Source organism: Bradyrhizobium sp. WSM3983 (assembly GCF_000473045.1).
Classification (GTDB): Bacteria; Pseudomonadota; Alphaproteobacteria; order Rhizobiales; family Xanthobacteraceae; genus Bradyrhizobium.
The window spans coordinates 77,737-97,036 of the sequence record NZ_AXAY01000021.1 but is presented as its reverse complement, the minus strand read 5'-3'; the positions used below and the strand labels follow the sequence as shown (position 1 = coordinate 97,036).

Genomic DNA, 19,300 nt, shown 5'->3' with positions numbered 1-19,300 from the left:
CCCGGGGTCGGACAGGATCGGGTCTGTACGCGCGACAAGGAGGGCCAACGCAAGTTGGTCCTTTTTTGTTTGTGTCGGGATGTTTTGTTTGTGTCGGGATGTTTCCGGCGTCTCGTCATTCCGGGACGCGCCTCTTGGCGCGGGCCCGGAATCCATTTCTCATCTCGGAAAATGGATCGATGGATTCCGGGTTCGCGCTTCGCGCGCCCCGGAATGACGAGAGACAAAATTTTTCCTGAGACGATCTACGCGTTCAGTGCAGCGACGTGTACGCCGCGCCCAGCATCGCGCCGGGCTTCTCGCGGTTGCCGTCCTGGACATAGACCACCGCGCCGTCGACGCCGTCGCGCGACGTCAAATTCTCGAGCGGCACGGTCCAGCTTTCCGGATGTCCGTTCCAGTCGCCGACCTTGAGCAGATTGCGCACGACGTTGTGGTAGGTGATTTGCTGTCCGCGGTTTTCGCCGCGGCTGATCTCGATCGGCACCGATTTCGCGATCGAGCAGATCCAGACCTCGCCATGCGAAATTGCCGGCTCCTTGCTCGCGGCCACAGACACGTTGATCTGCTTTCCTGCCAGCGACATCGTCACAGGCACGCTCATCACGCCCGCGCCCGTGTCAGTCTTGCCGATCGCGCTTTCGATGCCGGCACGGTCGCTGCCGATGACATGCACGGCGCCGTTGACCACGACCTGCGGCGTGTAGACCTCGCGGTCACCGCGCATGCGCGAATAGGCGCGCTGCCGCGCCGAGAAACGCGAATCCGCCAGCGTGTCCTTCCAGCCGAGATAATCCCAATAATCGATCGGCATGCTGAGCGCGATGATCGAGGGATCCTTGGCGAGGTCGCCGATGACCTTGTCGGCGGGCGGGCAGGAGGAGCAGCCCTGCGAGGTGAACAACTCGACCACGGCGCGGGGGTCGGCCTGGACAGGACGGATGACAGCGACGATTGCGCAGATGCCGAGTGCTCCCGACCAGAATGTACCGGACCAGCGCGAAACGAGATTAGAAGCCATCATTCCAGTCATGTCGGACGTCACACATCGTCGTTCGATTAAGGGAAGATCTTATCGCTTGATGGTCACCGTAGTCTTACGGGGTAGTCTTAGGGGCACGGCACATTCGACCGTCCAGGCAACCGTTCAAGCCAAGTTGTTGCCGGGCGGGCCTATCCGAAGCATGCCGCAAACGTATGAAGGCGGCCCTGTGATAGGCCGCCTTCATTTAACCTTCTACTCACGTCGCGGTGAGCCACCGTTCACAAATTCGCGCTTAGGCCGCGAGCTTGCGCAGCACATAGTGCAGAATGCCGCCGTTCCGGTAGTAATCGAGCTCGTCCAGCGTATCGATGCGGCAAAGCAGCGAAACGCGCTGCAACGAACCGTCACCGGACACGATCTCCGCGGTCAGCTTCTGGCGCGGCTTCAGGTCGCCGACCAGGCCACGCAGCGTGACCTTCTCGTCGCCCTTGAGACCGAGCGACGACCAGGACGTGCCGTCCTCGAAGGTCAGCGGCAGCACGCCCATGCCGACCAGATTGGAGCGATGGATGCGCTCGAAGCTCTGGCAGATCACGGCGCGCACGCCGAGCAGACGGGTGCCCTTCGCGGCCCAGTCGCGCGACGAGCCGTTGCCGTATTCGGCGCCGGCGAACACCACCAGCGGCACCTGCTCCTGCTGGTACTTCATCGCGGCGTCGTAGATCGACATTTGCTCGCCGTCCGGCCAGTGCTTGGTGAGACCGCCTTCCGGAATGTTGCCGTCGGCGCCCTTCAGCATGAAGTTCTTGATGCGGATGTTGGCGAAGGTGCCGCGCATCATGACTTCATGGTTGCCGCGACGCGTACCGTACTGGTTGAAATCGGCGGGGCGCACCTGGTGCTCGCTGAGATATTTGCCCGCGGGCGAAGTGAGCTTGATCGACCCGGCCGGCGAGATGTGGTCGGTGGTGATCTTGTCGCCGAACATGGCGAGGATGCGTGCCTCGACGATATCGGTGACCGGCTCCGGCTCCTTCTTCATGCCGTCGAAATAGGGCGGGTTCTGCACATAGGTCGACGACATGTTCCAGCGATAGGTCTCGCTCTCGACCGTCTTGATCTTGCGCCAGTTGGTGTCGCCCTTGAACACGTCGGCATACTTCTTCTTGAAGATCGACGCGGTCACGAACTTCTTCATGAAGGCGTTGATCTCCTTCGTCGTCGGCCAGATGTCCTTGAGGTACACCGGCTTGCCGTCCTTGCCTTCGCCGAGCGGCTCGACGGCGAGGTTCTTGGTCACGCTGCCGGCGAGCGCATGCGCGACGACCAGCGGCGGCGACGCGAGATAGTTCGCCTGCACGTCCGGCGAGACGCGGCCTTCGAAGTTGCGGTTACCGGACAGCACGGCAGCAGCAACGATGCCGTTATCGTTGATCGACTTCGAGATCTCTTCGGGCAGCGGACCGGAATTGCCGATGCAGGTGGTGCAGCCGAAGCCGACCAGGTTGAAGCCGACCTTGTCGAGATCAGCCTGCAGACCGGAATCGGCGAGATAGCCCGCGACCACCTGGCTGCCCGGGGCGAGCGAGGTCTTCACCCACGGCTTGGCCTTGAGGCCCTTCGCTGCGGCATTACGCGCCAGGAGGCCGGCACCGATCAGCACGCTTGGGTTCGAGGTGTTGGTGCAGGAGGTGATGGCTGCGATCACCACATCGCCATGGCCGATCTCGAAGTTCTTGCCTTCGACGGCGAAGCGCTTTGAGGGCTCCTCCGCCTTCTTGTACTCGGTGCCGAGTGCGAGCGAAAAACCTTCGGCGACCGACGGCAGCGCGATGCGGCCTTCGGGGCGCTTCGGACCGGCCATCGACGGCACGACGTCGGCGAGGTCGAGCGTCAGCGTCTCCGTGAACACGGGATCAGCGGACTTGGCGGTACGGAACAGGCCCTGCGCCTTGGCATAGGCCTGCACCAGCGCGACGCGCGCCGGAGCGCGACCCGAGGTCTTGAGGTAATCGATCGCGGCGGCGTCAACGGGGAAGAAGCCGCAGGTCGCGCCATATTCCGGCGCCATGTTGGCGATGGTCGCCTTGTCGGCAACCGAAAGGTTATCGAGGCCGGGGCCGAAGAACTCGACGAACTTGCCGACGACGCCGAGCTTGCGCAGCATCTGCGTCACGGTGAGCACGAGGTCGGTCGCGGTGACGCCTTCCTTCATCGCGCCCTTCAGCTTGAAGCCGACGACCGTCGGCAGCAGCATCGACAGCGGCTGGCCGAGCATGCAGGCTTCCGCCTCGATGCCGCCGACGCCCCAGCCGAGCACGGCGAGACCGTTGACCATGGTGGTGTGGGAGTCGGTGCCGACCAGCGAGTCCGGATAGGCGACCTCGAAGGTGCCGGTCTTCTTGCCGACCGTCATCTTCTCCTTCTTGGTCCACACCGTCTGGGAGAGATATTCGAGATTGACCTGGTGGCAGATGCCGGTGCCGGGCGGCACGACGGAGAAGTTCGAGAACGCCTTCTGGCCCCACTTCAGGAACTCGTAGCGTTCCTGGTTCTGCTTGTATTCCTCGGTGACGTTCTTGCCGAAGGCCTTGTTGTCCCCGAAGAAGTTCACGATCACGGAGTGGTCGATGACGAGATCGACCGGCACCAGCGGGTTGATCTTCTCGGCATCGCCGCCGAGCTTCTGCATCGCGTTGCGCATCGCGGCGAGGTCAACGACGGCGGGCACGCCGGTGAAATCCTGCATCAGCACGCGGGCCGGTCGGAACGCGATCTCATGCTCCAGCGACTTCTTGCGCAGCCACTTCGACACCGCGGTGATGTCTTCCTTCTTGACCGTGCGGCCGTCCTCGTTGCGGAGGAGATTTTCAAGCAGCACCTTCATCGAATAAGGAAGCTTCGAAATTCCCTTCAGACCATTCTTCTCGGCCGTGGGCAGGCTGTAATAGACATAGGTCTTGGCGCCGACCTTGAGGGTCTTTTTGCATTTGAAGCTGTCGAGCGAGGTCATGTAGGAAATCCCAATTGTTAGTTATACCCGGCAAGGGGTATTTTAACACCGTCAGCGAATCCGGCTGGGTCGCTTGCAGGGGCAGGTTGAGTTGCTGCATCAAGTAGTTCCGGGCTTATAGAAGCTTTCTAACCGCGCCGCCACAGCCACAATCGGAACCCAGCAAGTCGCGAGCCAAAAATTCTGATGCGCTACCCCAAGATTTCCTGAGGCCCGGCTTTGAACGGGTTGGTACCAGGCCAGATGCAGCTGTCCGGACGCGGAGTGATTTGCGTGAGGGGCGGCCGCGAAGTGTTTTCCGGGCTCGATTTCGAGGCGGCCTCCGGCGAGGCCGTGGCGGTCGTCGGCCGCAACGGATCGGGCAAGACCTCGCTGCTGCGATTGATTGCGGGCCTGCTCATTCCGGCTGGCGGCACGATCGTACTGGACGGGGGCGACGCCGAAATGATGCTGCCGGAGCAATGCCACTATCTCGGCCATCGCGATGCCCTGAAGCCGGCCCTGAGCGTGGCGGAAAACCTGTCATTCTGGGCTGATTTTCTGGGCGGCGAGCGCGGCGACACGGCTGAAAGCCTTGCCACCGTCGGCCTCGACCACGCCACCCATCTGCCCGCGGCCTTTCTGTCGGCCGGTCAGCGCCGCCGGCTATCGCTGGCCCGGCTGCTGACGGTCCGCCGCCCGGTCTGGCTGCTGGACGAGCCGACCAATGCGCTGGATGTCGCTGGCCAGGACATGTTCGGCGGGCTCATGCGCGACCATCTGGCGCGCGGCGGCCTGATCATCGCGGCGACCCATGCGCCGCTCGGGATCGAATCGCGCGAGTTGCGGATCGGGGGTGCGGCATGATGTGGATCGACCCTCAGTTTTCCAAGCGGCATAGCACGGCTCTCTCCGTTCCCTCCCCCCTTGTGGGGGAGGGTCAGGGAGGGGGGTGCCAGGCGGCAAGACCTCTCGGTTCAAGCATTGGGGAAGCAGGCGCTCTGTTTTTAGCAGCCGGGAGACGACAGGCACCCCTCCCGGGGCTACCCCCCTCCCCAACCCTCCCCCACAAGGGGGGAGGGAGCGCAGTTTGCTTGGGGCGCGAGGGGATTCTTCATAACTGCCTCGCCGTCGGAGGCGTCCCATGACCGCCCTCGCCGCCCTGATCCGCCGGGACATCCGGATTGCGCTCCGCGTCGGCGGCGGGGCGCTGATCGGCGTGCTTTTCTTCCTGACCGTGGTGGTGTTGATGCCGTTTGCGGTGGGGCCGGACCTGGCGCTGCTGTCGCGGCTGGGACCTGCGATCCTGTGGCTTGGGGCGCTGCTGGCGAGCCTGCTGACGCTGGACCGGCTGTTCATGGCCGACCATGAGGACGGCTCGCTCGACCTGATCACGATGAGCCGGACGCCGCTGGAGCTCGCCTGTGCGGCAAAAGCGCTGGCGCATTGGCTGGCGGCGGGCCTGCCGCTGATTGTCGCAACCCCCGTGCTCGGCCTGCTGCTCAACCTCGACATGGCCGCGACCGGCGCAGTGGCGCTGACGCTGCTGGCGGGCACGCCGGCGCTGACATTCACCGGCATGATCGGCGCCGCGCTGGCGGTGACGCTGCATCGCGGCGGGCTGCTGATGGCCGTGCTGGTGCTGCCGCTGTCGATTCCCGTCCTGATTTTCGGGGTTGCGGCGTCGCAGGCTGCGATCACGGGGCCCTTGTCATTCGGCGCGCCGTTCTCGATCCTCTGCGCGCTGTCGCTGGTCAGCCTCGTGATCGGCCCGTTCGCGGCGGCGGCGAGCCTGAAACATGGCCTGGATTGACCTTGACCCCGATCAACTTTCGCTGCCCGCTTTCATGCTGATTGCGTGAGCGCTGACCTGTGATTATCAAAATACCATGACGCTGATCGACCTCGCCAATCCCACACGGTTCCTCGCGCTCTCGGCGCGGGTGCTGCCGTGGCTTGCGGCCGCGACCGTCATCCTGCTCACGATCGGCCTTTATCAATCCGCCTCCGCGCCCGACGACTATCAGCAGGGCGCGACCGTGAAGATCATGTTCATCCACGTACCCAATGCGTGGCTGTCGATGTTCGTCTGGGGCGTGATGAGCGTCGCCTCGCTCGGCACGCTGGTGTGGCGGCATCCGCTCGCCGACGTCGCCGCCAAAGCCGCGGCACCGATTGGCGCGGCCTTCACCTTCCTCGCGCTGCTTACGGGCTCGCTGTGGGGCCGGCCGATGTGGGGCACCTATTGGGAATGGGATGCGCGGCTGACCTCGGTGCTGATCCTGTTCCTGATGTATCTCGGTCTGATGGCGCTGTGGCGTGCGGTGGAAGATCCCTCGCGCGCGGCGCGCGCCGCGGCCGTGCTGACGCTCGTCGGCGCGATCAATCTTCCCATCATCAAATTCTCGGTCGACTGGTGGAACACGCTGCACCAGCCGGCCTCGGTGATGCGCATGGGCGGCTCGACGCTCGACAAATCGTTCCTGATTCCGCTGCTGGTGATGGCGGTCGCGTTCACGCTGCTGTTCGTCACGCTGCACCTCGCGGCGATGCGCAACGAGATTTTGCGCCGGCGCGTGCGCTCGCTGCAGATGATGCAAGCCAGCCGCGTAGCGTTTTCGAGCGAGGTGGGCACCGGTTCGCGTGAAGAAAACGCGTCAAAAGGAGCTGCATGACGATGTCGCTCGGTCCTTACGCGTCCTTCATCGTGACGTCCTATGCGGCGGCCGCCATCGTGGTCGCGATTCTGATCGGCTGGGTCGTGTTCGACTATCGCAACCAGACGCAGCGTCTGCGCGAGCTCGGCCGCAGCGGCGTCACGCGCCGCTCGGGCCGCAGCGCTGTGGACACACCAAGAACAATGACATGAGCGAGCAATCGACCTCGACATCGCCACAGCGCCGCACCTTCCTGATGGTGCTGCCGCTGCTCGCCTTCCTCGCCCTTGCCGTGCTGTTCTGGTTCCGGCTCGGCAGCGGCGATCCTTCGCGGATTCCGTCCGCGCTGATCGGCCGGCCCGCGCCGCAGACCACGCTGCCGCCGCTCGAGGGACTGCAGGCCGACAGCGCACAGGTGCCCGGGCTCGATCCCGCCGCGTTCAAGGGCAAGGTCAGCCTCGTCAATGTCTGGGCGTCCTGGTGCGTACCCTGCCACGACGAAGCGCCGCTGCTGACCGAGCTTGCCAAGGACAAGCGCTTCCAACTCGTCGGCATCAACTACAAGGATGCGCCCGACAACGCGCGGCGATTCCTCGGGCGCTACGGCAATCCGTTCGGCCGTGTCGGCACCGATGCCAACGGCCGCGCCTCGATCGAGTGGGGCGTCTATGGCGTGCCCGAGACGTTCGTCGTCGGCCGCGAAGGTACCATCGTCTACAAGCTGGTCGGCCCGATCACACCGGAGAATTACCGGACGGTGCTGCTGCCGCAAATGGAGAAGGCGCTGAAGGCGGGATCCTGACCAAGACCGCCATTGCGAGCTGAGAGAGCTCAGCCCTTCCGCACGTCTCCCGCCTCGGCCTCGCTGGTCTCCAGCGACGCCGGCTCGACGCCGTAGCGCTTGGTCAGCGGCATCTGGGCGATGGCGAAGATCATGGTCAGCGGCGTGACGCCGAACACCTTGAAGTTCACCCAGAAATCCGTGCTCTGGGTGCGCCAGACGATCTCGTTCAGCACCGCCATGCCGGCGAAGAACAGCGCCCAGCGCAGCGTCAGGATGCGCCAGCCCTGCGGGGTCAAATTGAACATCTGGTCGAACATCACGGCGATGAAGGAGCGGCCGAACAACAGGCCGCCACCGAGGATCGCGGCGAACAGGCCGTAGATGATGGTCGGCTTGACCTTGATGAAGGTCTCGTCGTGCAGCACCAGGGTCAGCGTGCCGAACACCAGCACGATCACGCCTGTGACGATCGCCATGATCGGGATGTGGCGCGTCACCACATAGGAGGCGATCATCGCCGCCACGATCGCCACCATGAAGGCGCCGGTCGCAGCGAACAGATTGAACTTCGCGTTCACGAAGAAGAACACGAGCAGCGGACCGAGCTCGGTCGCAAGCTTGAACAGCGGATGCGGCAGGGTCTTGTCCATTCTCTAGCTTTCGATTCCGGCGATCGCACGGGCGAAATCGCGCGCGGTGAACGGCGCGAGATCGTCGACGCCTTCGCCGACGCCGATGAAATGCACCGGCAGTTTGAATTTTTCCGCGAGCGCCACCAAAATGCCGCCACGCGCGGTGCCGTCGAGCTTGGTCATCACCAGGCCGGTGACCCCTGCGGTGCGGTGGAAGGCCTCGACCTGCGACAGCGCGTTCTGGCCGACGGTGGCGTCGAGCACAAGTAGCACCGCATGCGGCGCTGACGCGTCCACCTTCCGGATGACGCGCACGACCTTCTCGAGCTCGTTCATCAGCTCGGCCTTGTTCTGCAAGCGGCCGGCGGTGTCGATCAAGAGCACATCGATGGTCTGCTCTTTCGCCGCCGTCAGCGCATTGAAAGCGAGGCTCGCCGAGTCCGAGCCCTGCGCACCTGATATCACGGGCGTCCTGGTGCGCTCACCCCAGACCTTGAGCTGCTCGATGGCTGCTGCGCGAAACGTGTCGCCGGCGGCCAGCATCACCTTGCGGCCTTCGGACGCGAATTTTTGCGAGAGCTTGCCGATGGTGGTGGTCTTGCCCGAGCCGTTGACGCCAACCACGAGGATCACGAACGGCCTCTTGGCCGTATCGATCTCGAGCGGCTTCGCCACCGGCGCCAGCACTTTCTCGACCTCGGTCGCGACCACGTCCTTGACCTCGTCGGCCGAGATCGCCTTGTCATAGCGTCCGGTGCCGACCGCATCCGCGATCCGCACCGCGACCGAGGTGCCGAGATCGGCGCGCAGCAGCACGTCCTCGATGTCGTCGAGCATGGCGCGGTCGAGCTTGCGCTTGGTGACGAGGTCGGCGACCGCGGTCCCGAGCGAGGACGAGGTGCGCTTCAGCCCGTTGGACAGGCGGCGCCACCAGCTCAGCTTGGGGGTCTCGGGGGTGGTATCGTTCATGGTGGCGGTGTGTTAGCCGTTCCCGCTGTTAAACGAAAGTCTTGCAATTGCTCGATGTTCCCGAATTGACCGCTGAAGAGATCCAGTCGCGCGTGCTCCATCGCGACGGGCTGATGCTGGTCATCGACAAGCCCTCGGGCCTGCCGGTGCATCGCGGCCCCAAGGGCGGCGCCAATCTGGAGGCCTCCTTCAACGCGCTCTGTTTCGGCCTGCCGCGGCCGCCGGTGCTGGCCCACCGGCTGGACAAGGACACCTCCGGCTGCCTCGTGCTCGGCCGCCATCGCAAGGCGACCGCCTCGCTCGGCCTGCTGTTCAAGCATGGCAAGATCGGCAAGACTTACTGGACCGTGGTCGAGGGCGGCCCGACTGAGGACGAAGGCACCATCGACATGCCGCTCGGCCGACTCAATGCCGAGCGCGGCTGGTGGCAGAAGCCCGACCCCGAGGGGCAGAAGGCGATCACCAACTGGAAGGTGATGGGCCGGGGCGACAGGCTGACCTGGCTCGCCATGGAACCAGTGACGGGGCGGACTCATCAATTGCGGGTGCATTCGTCGGCGACCGGCTGGCCGATCTTCGGCGATAACATTTACGGCAACGGCCCGCGCTTCGGCGAGCCGCGGCTGCACCTGCATTCCCGCGAGATCGTGGTGCCGATCTCCCGGAACAAGGAGCCGGTCCGCGTCGTCGCGCCTCCCCCGCCCCACATGCACGAGCGGCTCCGCGCCTGCGGCTGGAACGGGGAATAACGCATTCTCCGAGGCATGGTTTACCAAACCTTCAGTGCTCGTCTCTAATGATAGCGGTTGCTTAGAACAAGCTTCCGTCATCCGCTCAGGACGAGCAACGCGTCATGTCCACGGCCGAACTATCGATCATCGACGAGGTCGAATCCGCCATTCGATTCGGCTCGGCGGAAAAGGGCCTCGAAACGGCCCGGCGCGTCACCGACCTGTTCCTGTCCTCCGCCGGAAGCTTCAACGACGAGCAGATCGCGCTGTTCGACGACGTGCTCGAGCGCCTGATCGGCACCATCGAGCTGCGCGCCATCGCCGACATCGGCGCGCGCGTTGCGCTGGCTGAGATCAGCGCCCAGCTCGCGCCGATCGCGCAGGCGCCGCCCTCCGTGATCCGCCGCCTCGCCAACAATGACGAGATCCGCATCGCCGGCCCCGTGCTGCAGGAATCCGCGCGCCTCGACGACGGCGAGCTGGTCAAGATCGCATCATCCAAGGGCGAGCAGCATCTGCTCGCGGTCGCCGGCCGCTGGTGGCTCAAGGAGATCGTCACCGACACGCTGCTGGCGCGACGCTATCCGAGCGTCAGCCGGCGTCTCGCCGCCAATCCCGGCGCACGCGTCTCGGGTAACGGCTTTGCCGTCATCGTCGGCCAGGCCGAGTCCGATCCCGAACTCGCCGTCAGCGTCGGCGTCCGCGTCGATCTGCCGTCGGACCAGCGCCGCCGATTGCTGCGTTCCGCAACTGATGCCGTTCGCACCCGCCTGCTGTCACGCGCGCCACCCGATCTGTTCGAGGAAATCCAGAACGCGATCGCCGCCGTCACCGTCGGCGTCGAACGCGAGATGTCGGGGGTTCGCGATTTCGAGGGCGCCAAGCGCGCCATCGGAAACCTGAAGGCGTCCGGCCAGCTCAACGAGGCGACGCTGCTCGGCTTCGCCAGGCAGCGGCGCTACGAGGAGGCTGTGGCTGCGCTAGCGGCGCTGTCAGGATCGACCGTCGAGGTGATTCGTCCCCTGATGCAGAGCCTGCGTGAGGACGGCCTGCTGGTACCATGCAAGGCGGCGCAGCTGAGCTGGGAAACCACCGCCGCCGTGCTCGAAAGCCGTTTTGCGACAGGTGCGATGAAGCCGGCCGATCTCGCCCGGGCGCAAGGCAATTTTGCGCGCATGTCGCCGGAGAATGCACAGCGGACGCTCAGGTTCTGGCAGGTGCGGGCGTCGTAGGGCGCTCGCGACCTAAGGCATCCGCATCCACACCCTCGGTGTCGTCCCGGCGAAGGCCGGGACCCATAACCACAGGGAGCAGTTTGGCGACGACCGGCAGCTAGTCTGCTCTGTTGGGACGAGCATCGCGCACAACAGGTAGAGCGCGCGGTATGGGTCCCGGCCTTCGCCGGGACGACAATTAATTATGGTGTCAGCCGTTCGCCATCGTTACCGGCGATACTCAGCCGCACCACACTGCCGACGCGCTCGCCCGCAATCGCCACCGGCAGATAATGCTCCGTGCGCCCCTGATCCTCGCTCTCGATCAGCACCTCGCGTGTTGCACCAATCTCGGCCTGTACGCGCTGCCGTAACGCTGCTTCACCTGCCGCGCGCAGCCGCCTCGCGCGTTCCTTGATCGCCGGGCCCGCCACCTGCGGCATTCGCGCGGCCGGTGTCCCGGGGCGCGGGGAATACGGGAAGACGTGGAGGAACGTGAGTCCGCATTCCTCGACCAGATCGAGAGAGCGCGAGAACATCTCGTCGGCCTCCGTCGGGAAACCCGCGATGATATCGGCGCCAAAGACGATGTCCGGCCGCAGGCGACGCACCTGGTCGCAAAATGCGATCGCGTCCTGCCGCGAATGCCGCCGCTTCATGCGCTTCAAAATCATGTCGTCGCCGGATTGCAGCGACAGATGCAGATGTGGCATCAGACGCGCATCGTCGGCGATGGCGTCTAACAGATCGCTATCTGCCTCGATCGAATCGATCGAGGAGATGCGCAGGCGCCTCAGCTCCGGCACGTGCCGCAAGATCTGCCTGGTCAGCATGCCGAGCTTTGGCGCACCCGGAAGATCCGCACCATAGCTGGTGAGATCGACGCCGGTCAGCACGATCTCGGCATGGCCGCGCTCGACCAGCGCCCGCACCTGATCGACCACAGCGCCCATCGGCACCGATCGCGAATTGCCGCGACCATAGGGGATGATGCAAAAAGTGCAGCGATGGTCGCAGCCGTTCTGCACCTGCACGAACACGCGCGGCAGGCCGCTCGCAAAACCGTCGATCAGATGCGGCGCCATTTCCTTCACCGCCATGATGTCGCTGACAGCGATCTTCTCGCTGGCGCCGAGATCGAAGGCATCGCGCGTCTTGCGCCACGCATCGCTGCCCATCTTGTCATCATTGCCGACGACGCGGTCAACCTCGGCCATCTCTGCGAACATGCCGCTTTGCGTCTGCGCCGCGCAGCCGGTGACGACGATGCGCGCGCCGGGCCGTTCACGCTTCAATTTGCGGATCGACTGCCGCGCCTGCGCCACCGCCTCGTTGGTGACGGCGCAACTATTGATGACGATGGTGTCGGAAAGACCGGCGCCCTCGGCCTCGCGACGGATCACCTCGGCCTCGAAGGCGTTGAGGCGGCAGCCGAAGGTGACAATGTCGACCGTCATTACCCTGCCGGCGCGAACAGCGCCGGATCGAAATGGCCTTCATATTCGAAGGTCGCCGTGCCCGTCATCAGCACGTGGTCGTCACGCTCGCGCCATTCGATGCCGAGATTGCCGCCGGGCAGCGTCATCTCGACCTTGCGCTCGGTGCGCTTCAGGCGCGCCGCCGCAACCGCGGTCGCGCAGGCCGCCGAGCCGCAGGCCCTGGTCAAGCCCGCACCGCGTTCCCAGGTGCGCATGGTGATATGGTCGCGATCGACGATATGGGCGAGCGTAATGTTGGCACGGTCGGGGAAGATCGGATGATTTTCCAGCAGCGGACCAAAACGCTCGAGATCATAGGCATTGACGTCGTCGACCCAGAAGATCGCGTGCGGATTGCCCATGCTAACCACCGACGGCGAATGCAGGATCGGCTTGTCGATCGGCCCGATCTGCAGTTCGATGTAGCGGGTGTCGCGAAACTCCTCCGCCAGCGGAATGTCCTGCCATCCGAACTTCGGCGCGCCCATGTCGACGGTGTAGAGATCGGGCGCCGGGCCCTGCCAGGCATTGAGCAGGCCAGCCGCGGTCTCGAAGGTCGCCGTGGTCTGGCCGCTCCTCTCGAAGATGCGGCGAACCACGCAGCGCATGCCGTTGCCGCAGGCGCCGGCTTCCGAGCCGTCATTGTTGTAGATGCTGATGAAGGCTTCGGTGCCGTCGAGCCGCGGCTTCTGCAGCACCATGAGCTGGTCATAGGGCACGCCGCCGTCCGCGGAGGCCACTGCGCGGGCGTCGGCTGGCGTGATCCGGCCGGCGGAATCGCGCATGTCGACAACGACGATCTCGTTGCCGATGCCGTTCATCTTGGCAAATGCGTGGTTGGCCAGCGCGCTCATGAAAATTCCCGAATTTCGCCTGCCTTATATGGCGATCCTTGACCCTCTTGGCCAGTGATTTGGCTGCGGCAGCCAAGGTGGACCCATGACGCATCTGTCATGGGACGAATTTGGCGCTCGCGTGTTAGAACCGCGCAGTTCGCGCGAACCGGGATGCGCGAGCGGATTTGGGCCTTGATACGGAAGATACTTGGTGGATAAGGCCTTGACACGGAAGATGTTGGGGAAAATAGAATGTTTCGGTTTCGTCGTTTTGCTCTGGCTGCGCTGATCCCGGCAGCGGCCTTGTCGCTTGGCCTGTCCGGCGTTCTGGCTCAGACCCCGAGCCCGGCGCCCGCCGCATCGGCAAGTCCCTCGCCAACCCCGTCAGCCGCCCCGTCTCCGGCCGCCAGCGCTTCGCCCGCACCCTCAGCGTCGCCCGCGGCCAGCGCCTCACCGAGCCCGGCGGCTCCACCACCTGCAGCGGCCGCCAGCCCCGCCCCGGTCCAGACCGCCGATCCCTTCGGTCTGGAGACCACGCTTGAGCCCAAGAAGGTCGTGATGGTCAAGGGCACTGCCAATTGGGACTCGGCCTTCGACACCCTGGTCGACGCCTTCAAGGCGCTGAACGCGCTGCTCGACAAGCAGGGTATCAAGCCCGCCGGCAATTCGATGATCGTCTACACCTCGACCGACGACACCGGCTTCACCTTCCTCGCCGAGATCCCGGTCGAGCAGGACCCGAAAAACCTGACCAAGGACATGAGCATCGGCAAATCGCCGGAGGGCAAGGCGCTGAAATTCGTCCATCGGGGTTCCTACGACAACATGGACAACACGTATGAGGCGATCACCAATCACCTCGACGACAAGAAGCTGGAAGCCAAGGACACCTTCATCGAGGAGTACCTCACCGATCCGCTGAAGACGGCCGAGGACAAGCTCGTGATCAATGTGTTCGTGCCGCTGAAGTGAGACCGATGAAAAAGCCTGCTGTCCTCGCCGCCGTTTTCGCCGCCACACTGCTGGCGGCGCCCGCGCACGCCGGCGATTTTCCGTCCGCCATCACCGTCAGTGGCGAGGCGACCGTCTCGGCGGCGCCCGATCTCGCGCAGATCGATGCAGGCGTTGCCAATGACGCCAAGACGGCGAAGGAAGCGTCCGACGCCAACAACGCCGCGATGGGCAAGGTGCTGCTGGCGCTGAAGGGCGCCGGCATCGCCGAGAAGGATTACCAGACCTCGCGCCTGTCGCTGCAGCCGCAGTATGCGCCGAATCGGTCGAACGGCGCCTCGCCCGTGGTCAGCTTCCGCGCCTCCAATCGCGTCACGGTAAAAATTCGCGACGTGACCAAGGTGGCCGGCATCATCGACACGCTGGTCAGCGCCGGCGCGAACGATATCGGCAACATCTCGTTTGAAGTGACGCAGGCCTCAAAACTTCTCGACGATGCCCGCGAGCAGGCCGTCGCCGATGCCCGCCGCAAGGCCGAGATCTACGCCAAGGCCACCGGCGTCACGCTCGGCGCGCCGCTCAGCGTTGCCGAAGGCGGCGCCCCGATGCCGTTGTTCAAGGGCCGCATGGCCACGGCCCCGATGGCTGCACCGGCTGCCGTCGCACCGGGTGAGGAAACGCTGTCGGTGACGGTGAATGTGAGCTGGGCGATCAAGCAGGGGCAGTAAGTTAGAGCCGAACTGTACTAGGCACGCTGCCGCAACAACAATGGTGTCGTCCCGGCGAAGGCCGGGACCCATAACCACAGGCAGCTGTTCGGCGAAGACTGGCAGTGGCCCATCACAACGCGGTACTGCTATCGAATTATCACCGCCAGATCGCGCGGTATGGGTCCCGGCCTTCGCCGGGACGACGGCTTAACGCGTGGAGAGGACTAAATCTCCACCACCTGCCCCGGCTTCATCGCGACGAACCGCTCCTGCGGAATGTTCGCGGCATCCAGCGCCTCGACGAGCGCCTTCGCCGGCGCGTCGATCGCTTCATCGGTGAGCTGGAACGTGCCGTGATGATGCCCGAGCGCGGCTTGCGCGCCGCAGTCGGCGAGCGCCTTCACCGCGTCTTCCGGGTTCATGTGCTGGTCACGCATGAACCAGCGCGGCTCGTAGGCGCCGATGGGAAGAATCGCCAGACGTAACGGCCCATGCTTCTCGGCGACGCGGCGAAAATGCCTGCCGTCGCCATAGCCGGAATCGCAAACCACGTAGATTTTTCCGGCCGGCGTCTCCAGCACAAAACTCGCCCACAGCGCCTTGTTGCGGTCGGAGAGCCCGCGCGCCGTCCAGTGCCGCGTCGGCACGAGGTGCACGGCGATGCCGCCGCCGAGATCGACGCGGTCGTGCCAGTCGAATGCCTCTACCTTGATCGTGGAATCAGCGCTGCGCATCGTGACGTCGTTACCGAGCGGCGTCACCACGCGCGGCGCGAAATTCTTGGCGAGCCGCGACAGTGTCGTAACGTCGAGATGATCGTAGTGCCCGTGCGAGACCAGCACGATATCGATCTTCGGCAGCTTATCGAAGGCGATGCCGGGATCGTTGTGCCGCTTCGGCCCGGCGAAGCCGACGGGCGAGACCCGCATCGACCAGACGGGATCGACGAGGATGTTGAGGCCACCGGTCTGGATCAGCCAGCTGGCATGTCCGACAAAGGAGAGTCGCGCTTTGTCGCCGTCGATACGCGCTGGCGGGGTATCGGCGTGGGGGCTCGGCGCCCAATCGGGCCAGGTCTCGCGCTTTCGCCCGCCACCAAACTGCCAGCGGAACACCTCGCCGAGTGATTTTGGCGGGACGCCGTCCGGATCAAAGAAGTGCAGACCGTCAAAATGATCGGAGACGGGTCCATCATAGGTTTTCATGCGGGATATCCAAAAGGACGGGACGCCGACCAGCGCGGCACCACCGGCAAGCAGTCCGAAGATGCGGCGGCGGGTGATCGGCACGGGGCAGGGCTTCAGGGATGGTCGGGACAGTAAGGCATCACCGCCTATATGGGCGGGACCGCCGGAAAAGGAACCCGTCACTAAAACAATCACGTTTTCAGTACCTTGCCCTACCAACGGGCCTCCTGCCCCCTAACTTTCCTTGACTTTCGGGCGTCAGCGGCGTTTAACCCGCCGACTTTCTCGGAAAGGCTTTCTTTTCGACCCGCCCACTGGCTCCAGAGGCCAGAGGCCAACGCCCGACAGCGCTGTGCGCCCTCGGGCGTAAAGGTGTTTGGGAGATCGCATACCCAGGAAGTGGTCATCCCCCGCGAAGGCGGGGGATCCAGTATTCCAGAGGCTGCTCGGCTTGAACCGAGAGGCCGCGGCGTACTGGATGCCCCGCCTGCGCGGGGCATGACAGCGGAGAGTGACGGCGCGCCCCTCACGGGGACAGCAACAGGACAATTGCATTGTTCGACAATCTGTCGGAACGGCTTGGTGGCATTCTCGATCGTCTGACGGGGCGCGGTGCGCTGACCGAAAAGGACGTCGACGCCGCGATGCGCGAGGTGCGCCGCGCGCTGCTCGAGGCCGACGTCGCGCTCGAAGTGGTACGCAGCTTCATCGAGCGCGTCCGCGAGCAGGCGATCGGCGCCACCGTCGTCAAATCGGTGACCCCCGGCCAGATGGTGGTCAAGATCGTCCATGACGAGCTGATCAACACGCTCGGCGCCGAAAGCCAGACCATCGACGTCAATTCCGTGCCGCCAGTGCCGATCATGATGGTCGGTCTGCAAGGCTCCGGTAAGACGACCACCACCGCAAAGCTCGCCCGCCGTCTGGTCCAGCGCGACAAGCGCAAGGTGCTGATGGCCTCGCTCGACGTCTATCGCCCGGCGGCGATGGAGCAACTCGCCGTGCTCGGCCGCGATCTCGACATTCCGACGCTGCCGATCGTCCCCGGCCAGCAGCCGCCGCAGATCGCGAAGCGCGCACTCGAAGCCGGCAAGCTTGGCGGCTACGACATCGTGCTGCTCGACACCGCCGGCCGCACCACGCTCGACGAAGAGATGATGGCGGAAGCGGCAGCGATCAAAGCGGCTGCGAACCCGCATGAAGTGCTGCTGGTCGCGGACAGCCTCACCGGCCAGGACGCAGTGAATCTCGCCCGCGCCTTCGACGAGCGCGTCGGCCTCACCGGCATCGTGCTGACGCGCGTCGACGGCGACGGCCGCGGCGGCGCTGCACTCTCGATGCGCGCCGTCACCGGCAAGCCGATCAAGCTGATCGGTACCGGTGAAAAGACCGACGCGCTGGAAGATTTCCATCCCGATCGTATCGCCGGCCGTATCCTCGGCATGGGCGACGTGGTGTCGCTGGTCGAACGCGCCGCCGCCAATATCGACGCCGAAAAAGCCGCGCGCACCGCAGAGCGCATGCGCAAGGGTCAGTTCGACCTCAACGACATGCGCGAGCAACTCTCGCAGATGGCGAATATGGGCGGCATCAGCGGCCTGATGGGCATGATGCCCGGCATCGCCAAGATGAAGAACCAGATCGCGGCCGCCGGGATCGACGACAAGATCCTGAAGCGTCAGGTCGCGGTGATCGATTCCATGACGCGCGACGAGCGCCGTCATCCCGACCTGCTCAAGGCCAGCCGCAAGAAGCGCATTGCCGCAGGTTCCGGCCAGAGCGTCGAGCAGGTCAACAAGCTGCTGAAGATGCACCGGAACATGGCCGACGTGATGAAAGCCATGGGCTCAGGCAAGCGCGGCCCGCTCGCCGGCATCGCGCAGGCGATGGGGTTTGGCGGCGGCATGAAGCCGCCCTCGCCGGAAGAGATGAAGGCGCTGCAAGAGAAAATGCAGAGCGGCGGCGGACAGGGTCTGCCCAACCTGCCGAAGGATTTGCCGGCCGGTCTTCGCACCGGTCTGCCGAACGTTCCCGGACTGACCGGTCTGAGCGGCAAGCCGACGCTGCCGGGTCTCGGCGGTTTTCCAGGCAAGAAGAAATGAGGAATTCGTCGCACGGGATCGCAAGTGTCCCGCGCAACGCGGAATACCAATCAACCGAACAAAACGTACTTTTAAGGAGAACTGAATGTCCGTCGTTATCCGCCTCGCCCGCGCAGGCACCAAGAAGCGTCCCGTCTATCACGTCGTCGTCGCCGACTCGCGCTTCCCCCGCGATGGCCGCTTCATCGAGCGCCTCGGCTATTTCAACCCGCTGCTGCCGAAGGACAACGAGACCCGCCTGAAGCTCGACATGGACAAGGTGAAGGCCTGGCTTGCCAAGGGCGCGCAGCCGTCGGACCGCGTGTCCCGCTTCCTCGACGCCGCCGGCGTCAAGAAGCGCGAAGCGCGCAACAACCCCGAGAAGGCCGTGCCGCGCAAGGAGCGCAAGGCGCAGGCTGAAGCCGCTGCGAAGGGCTAAGGCTCATCCATGTCGGCGCTGATCTGCGTCGCGCGGATCGGCGCCGCGCATGGTGTGCGCGGCGCGGTCAAATTGTGGACCTTCACCGAAGATCCCTTTGCCGTTAAGCGCTACGGTCCGCTTCTCTCCAAGGACGGCAAGCGCCAGTTCGAGCTGGCGCAGGCCCGTGAAGCCAAGGACCATCTGGTCGCGACCTTCAAGGGCGTCACGACCCGCGATGAGGCCGAGCGCCTCAACGGAATCGAGCTCTATGTCGCGCGCGAAAAACTGCCCGCGACCGACGAGGACGAATATTACCACGCCGATCTGATCGGGCTCGCCGCCGTGACCACGGCAGGCGATGCGCTCGGTCGCGTGCTCGCGATCCACAATTTCGGCGCCGGCGACATCATCGAGATCGCGCCGCTGAAGGGCCCGACGATGCTGCTGCCGTTCACGAACGCAGTGGTCCCCGAGGTCGACATTGCCGGTGGCCGTGTCGTGATCGAGCTGCCGCGGGAAGTCGAGGGCGACAAGGACGGTCCCTCCCCGAGTCGTCCCGGCGAAGGCCGGGACCCATAACCACCGGCTGTGGTTTTGGGTAAGCTGATCGCTCCAGTCTTCGCAAAACTGAATGCGGTGGCTATGGGTCCCGGCCTTCGCCGGGACGACGAG

19 protein-coding genes are annotated in these 19,300 nt (G+C 64.6%); 12 read left to right on the top strand and 7 right to left on the bottom strand.

The features are described 5' to 3' along the window. Window positions 1-253: 253 nt before the first annotated feature. Both YUA_RS0125850 and acnA read right to left on the bottom strand, forming a co-directional pair. The gene (locus tag YUA_RS0125850; protein ID WP_027533306.1) at window positions 254-1,033 is read right to left on the bottom strand and encodes a thioredoxin family protein; all 780 of its coding nucleotides are present in this window, start codon (window positions 1,031-1,033) and stop codon (window positions 254-256) included. 244 nt (window positions 1,034-1,277) lie between these two features. Further along, the gene (gene acnA, locus YUA_RS0125845; protein WP_027533305.1) at window positions 1,278-3,998 is read right to left on the bottom strand and encodes an aconitate hydratase AcnA; all 2,721 of its coding nucleotides are present in this window, start codon (window positions 3,996-3,998) and stop codon (window positions 1,278-1,280) included. 243 nt (window positions 3,999-4,241) lie between these two features. Between acnA and ccmA the strand changes: the two genes are divergently transcribed. From ccmA to YUA_RS0125820, 5 genes are all read left to right on the top strand, one after another. After that, the gene (ccmA, locus tag YUA_RS0125840) at window positions 4,242-4,844 is read left to right on the top strand and encodes a heme ABC exporter ATP-binding protein CcmA (protein WP_027533304.1); all 603 of its coding nucleotides are present in this window, start codon (window positions 4,242-4,244) and stop codon (window positions 4,842-4,844) included. A gap of 277 nt (window positions 4,845-5,121) precedes the next feature. Continuing rightward, window positions 5,122-5,790, top strand: coding sequence for a heme exporter protein CcmB (gene ccmB / locus YUA_RS0125835; RefSeq protein ID WP_027533303.1), 669 nt, complete (start codon window positions 5,122-5,124; stop codon window positions 5,788-5,790). Between the two features lie 76 nt (window positions 5,791-5,866). Continuing rightward, a complete protein-coding gene (locus YUA_RS0125830; protein WP_027533302.1) occupies window positions 5,867-6,652 on the top strand; it encodes a heme ABC transporter permease in 786 nt (261 codons plus the stop codon). Further along, a complete protein-coding gene (ccmD, locus tag YUA_RS0125825) occupies window positions 6,649-6,846 on the top strand; it encodes a heme exporter protein CcmD (RefSeq protein WP_027533301.1) in 198 nt (65 codons plus the stop codon). The genes YUA_RS0125830 and ccmD overlap by 4 nt, the downstream gene beginning before the upstream one ends. Next, window positions 6,843-7,436, top strand: a complete 594-nt coding sequence (locus YUA_RS0125820) for a DsbE family thiol:disulfide interchange protein (RefSeq protein ID WP_027533300.1) — start codon at window positions 6,843-6,845, stop codon at window positions 7,434-7,436. Before ccmD ends, YUA_RS0125820 begins: the two co-directional genes overlap by 4 nt. Before the next feature lie 29 nt (window positions 7,437-7,465). On the opposite strand, the gene YUA_RS0125815 is transcribed toward YUA_RS0125820, so the two are convergent. Together YUA_RS0125815 and ftsY are read right to left on the bottom strand one after the other, a co-directional pair. Beyond that, window positions 7,466-8,068: a septation protein A gene (locus YUA_RS0125815; RefSeq protein WP_027533299.1), complete on the bottom strand. Its 603-nt coding sequence runs from the start codon at window positions 8,066-8,068 to the stop codon at window positions 7,466-7,468. Window positions 8,069-8,071: 3 nt separating this feature from the next. Beyond that, window positions 8,072-9,019, bottom strand: a complete 948-nt coding sequence (gene ftsY, locus YUA_RS0125810; protein ID WP_027533298.1) for a signal recognition particle-docking protein FtsY — start codon at window positions 9,017-9,019, stop codon at window positions 8,072-8,074. Between the two features lie 47 nt (window positions 9,020-9,066). Between ftsY and YUA_RS0125805 the strand changes: the two genes are divergently transcribed. Both YUA_RS0125805 and YUA_RS0125800 read left to right on the top strand, forming a co-directional pair. Then, window positions 9,067-9,768 carry an RluA family pseudouridine synthase gene (locus YUA_RS0125805; RefSeq protein WP_027533297.1) on the top strand — a complete coding sequence of 234 codons (702 nt, stop codon included), beginning with the start codon at window positions 9,067-9,069 and terminating at the stop codon, window positions 9,766-9,768. Window positions 9,769-9,872: 104 nt separating this feature from the next. Next, on the top strand, window positions 9,873-10,982 hold the full coding sequence (locus YUA_RS0125800) for a DUF2336 domain-containing protein (RefSeq protein ID WP_027533296.1): 1,110 nt from the start codon (window positions 9,873-9,875) through the stop codon (window positions 10,980-10,982). A gap of 185 nt (window positions 10,983-11,167) precedes the next feature. Here the strand turns inward: YUA_RS0125800 and mtaB are convergent, their stop codons facing one another. Continuing rightward, on the bottom strand, window positions 11,168-12,421 hold the full coding sequence (gene mtaB, locus YUA_RS0125795; protein WP_027533295.1) for a tRNA (N(6)-L-threonylcarbamoyladenosine(37)-C(2))-methylthiotransferase MtaB: 1,254 nt from the start codon (window positions 12,419-12,421) through the stop codon (window positions 11,168-11,170). After that, on the bottom strand, window positions 12,421-13,296 hold the full coding sequence (gene dapF / locus YUA_RS0125790) for a diaminopimelate epimerase (RefSeq protein WP_027533294.1): 876 nt from the start codon (window positions 13,294-13,296) through the stop codon (window positions 12,421-12,423). The genes mtaB and dapF overlap by 1 nt, the downstream gene beginning before the upstream one ends. A 234-nt stretch (window positions 13,297-13,530) precedes the next feature. On the opposite strand from dapF, the gene YUA_RS48690 reads away from it, so the two are divergent. Next, window positions 13,531-14,250: a GyrI-like domain-containing protein gene (locus YUA_RS48690; RefSeq protein WP_027533293.1), complete on the top strand. Its 720-nt coding sequence runs from the start codon at window positions 13,531-13,533 to the stop codon at window positions 14,248-14,250. Window positions 14,251-14,255: 5 nt separating this feature from the next. Continuing rightward, window positions 14,256-14,957, top strand: a complete 702-nt coding sequence (locus YUA_RS0125780; RefSeq protein WP_027533292.1) for an SIMPL domain-containing protein — start codon at window positions 14,256-14,258, stop codon at window positions 14,955-14,957. 206 nt (window positions 14,958-15,163) lie between these two features. Here YUA_RS0125780 and YUA_RS0125775 read toward each other — a convergent pair whose 3' ends face one another. Further along, window positions 15,164-16,228: an MBL fold metallo-hydrolase gene (locus YUA_RS0125775; RefSeq protein ID WP_027533291.1), complete on the bottom strand. Its 1,065-nt coding sequence runs from the start codon at window positions 16,226-16,228 to the stop codon at window positions 15,164-15,166. A 452-nt stretch (window positions 16,229-16,680) separates the two neighbouring features. On the opposite strand from YUA_RS0125775, the gene ffh reads away from it, so the two are divergent. From ffh to rimM, 3 genes are all read left to right on the top strand, one after another. After that, a complete protein-coding gene (gene ffh / locus YUA_RS0125770) occupies window positions 16,681-18,228 on the top strand; it encodes a signal recognition particle protein (RefSeq protein ID WP_027533290.1) in 1,548 nt (515 codons plus the stop codon). A gap of 85 nt (window positions 18,229-18,313) precedes the next feature. Further along, entirely contained in the window at window positions 18,314-18,646 is a 333-nt protein-coding gene (gene rpsP / locus YUA_RS0125765; protein ID WP_014438992.1) for a 30S ribosomal protein S16, read from the top strand. Between the two features lie 9 nt (window positions 18,647-18,655). Continuing rightward, the gene (gene rimM, locus YUA_RS0125760) at window positions 18,656-19,207 is read left to right on the top strand and encodes a ribosome maturation factor RimM (RefSeq protein WP_027533289.1); all 552 of its coding nucleotides are present in this window, start codon (window positions 18,656-18,658) and stop codon (window positions 19,205-19,207) included. The last annotated feature ends 93 nt before the right edge of the window (window positions 19,208-19,300 follow it).

What these genes read in the sequence shown, in the direction of transcription:
- YUA_RS0125850 (WP_027533306.1), bottom strand. Translation starts at nt 1,033, where the DNA reads ATGACTGGAATGATGGCTTCTAATCTCGTTTCGCGCTGGTCCGGTACA.
- acnA (WP_027533305.1), bottom strand. Translation starts at nt 3,998, where the DNA reads ATGACCTCGCTCGACAGCTTCAAATGCAAAAAGACCCTCAAGGTCGGC.
- ccmA (WP_027533304.1), top strand. Translation starts at nt 4,242, where the DNA reads ATGCAGCTGTCCGGACGCGGAGTGATTTGCGTGAGGGGCGGCCGCGAA.
- ccmB (WP_027533303.1), top strand. Translation starts at nt 5,122, where the DNA reads ATGACCGCCCTCGCCGCCCTGATCCGCCGGGACATCCGGATTGCGCTC.
- YUA_RS0125830 (WP_027533302.1), top strand. Translation starts at nt 5,867, where the DNA reads ATGACGCTGATCGACCTCGCCAATCCCACACGGTTCCTCGCGCTCTCG.
- ccmD (WP_027533301.1), top strand. Translation starts at nt 6,649, where the DNA reads ATGACGATGTCGCTCGGTCCTTACGCGTCCTTCATCGTGACGTCCTAT.
- YUA_RS0125820 (WP_027533300.1), top strand. Translation starts at nt 6,843, where the DNA reads ATGAGCGAGCAATCGACCTCGACATCGCCACAGCGCCGCACCTTCCTG.
- YUA_RS0125815 (WP_027533299.1), bottom strand. Translation starts at nt 8,068, where the DNA reads ATGGACAAGACCCTGCCGCATCCGCTGTTCAAGCTTGCGACCGAGCTC.
- ftsY (WP_027533298.1), bottom strand. Translation starts at nt 9,019, where the DNA reads ATGAACGATACCACCCCCGAGACCCCCAAGCTGAGCTGGTGGCGCCGC.
- YUA_RS0125800 (WP_027533296.1), top strand. Translation starts at nt 9,873, where the DNA reads ATGTCCACGGCCGAACTATCGATCATCGACGAGGTCGAATCCGCCATT.
- mtaB (WP_027533295.1), bottom strand. Translation starts at nt 12,421, where the DNA reads ATGACGGTCGACATTGTCACCTTCGGCTGCCGCCTCAACGCCTTCGAG.
- dapF (WP_027533294.1), bottom strand. Translation starts at nt 13,296, where the DNA reads ATGAGCGCGCTGGCCAACCACGCATTTGCCAAGATGAACGGCATCGGC.
- YUA_RS48690 (WP_027533293.1), top strand. Translation starts at nt 13,531, where the DNA reads ATGTTTCGGTTTCGTCGTTTTGCTCTGGCTGCGCTGATCCCGGCAGCG.
- YUA_RS0125780 (WP_027533292.1), top strand. Translation starts at nt 14,256, where the DNA reads ATGAAAAAGCCTGCTGTCCTCGCCGCCGTTTTCGCCGCCACACTGCTG.
- rpsP (WP_014438992.1), top strand. Translation starts at nt 18,314, where the DNA reads ATGTCCGTCGTTATCCGCCTCGCCCGCGCAGGCACCAAGAAGCGTCCC.
- rimM (WP_027533289.1), top strand. Translation starts at nt 18,656, where the DNA reads ATGTCGGCGCTGATCTGCGTCGCGCGGATCGGCGCCGCGCATGGTGTG.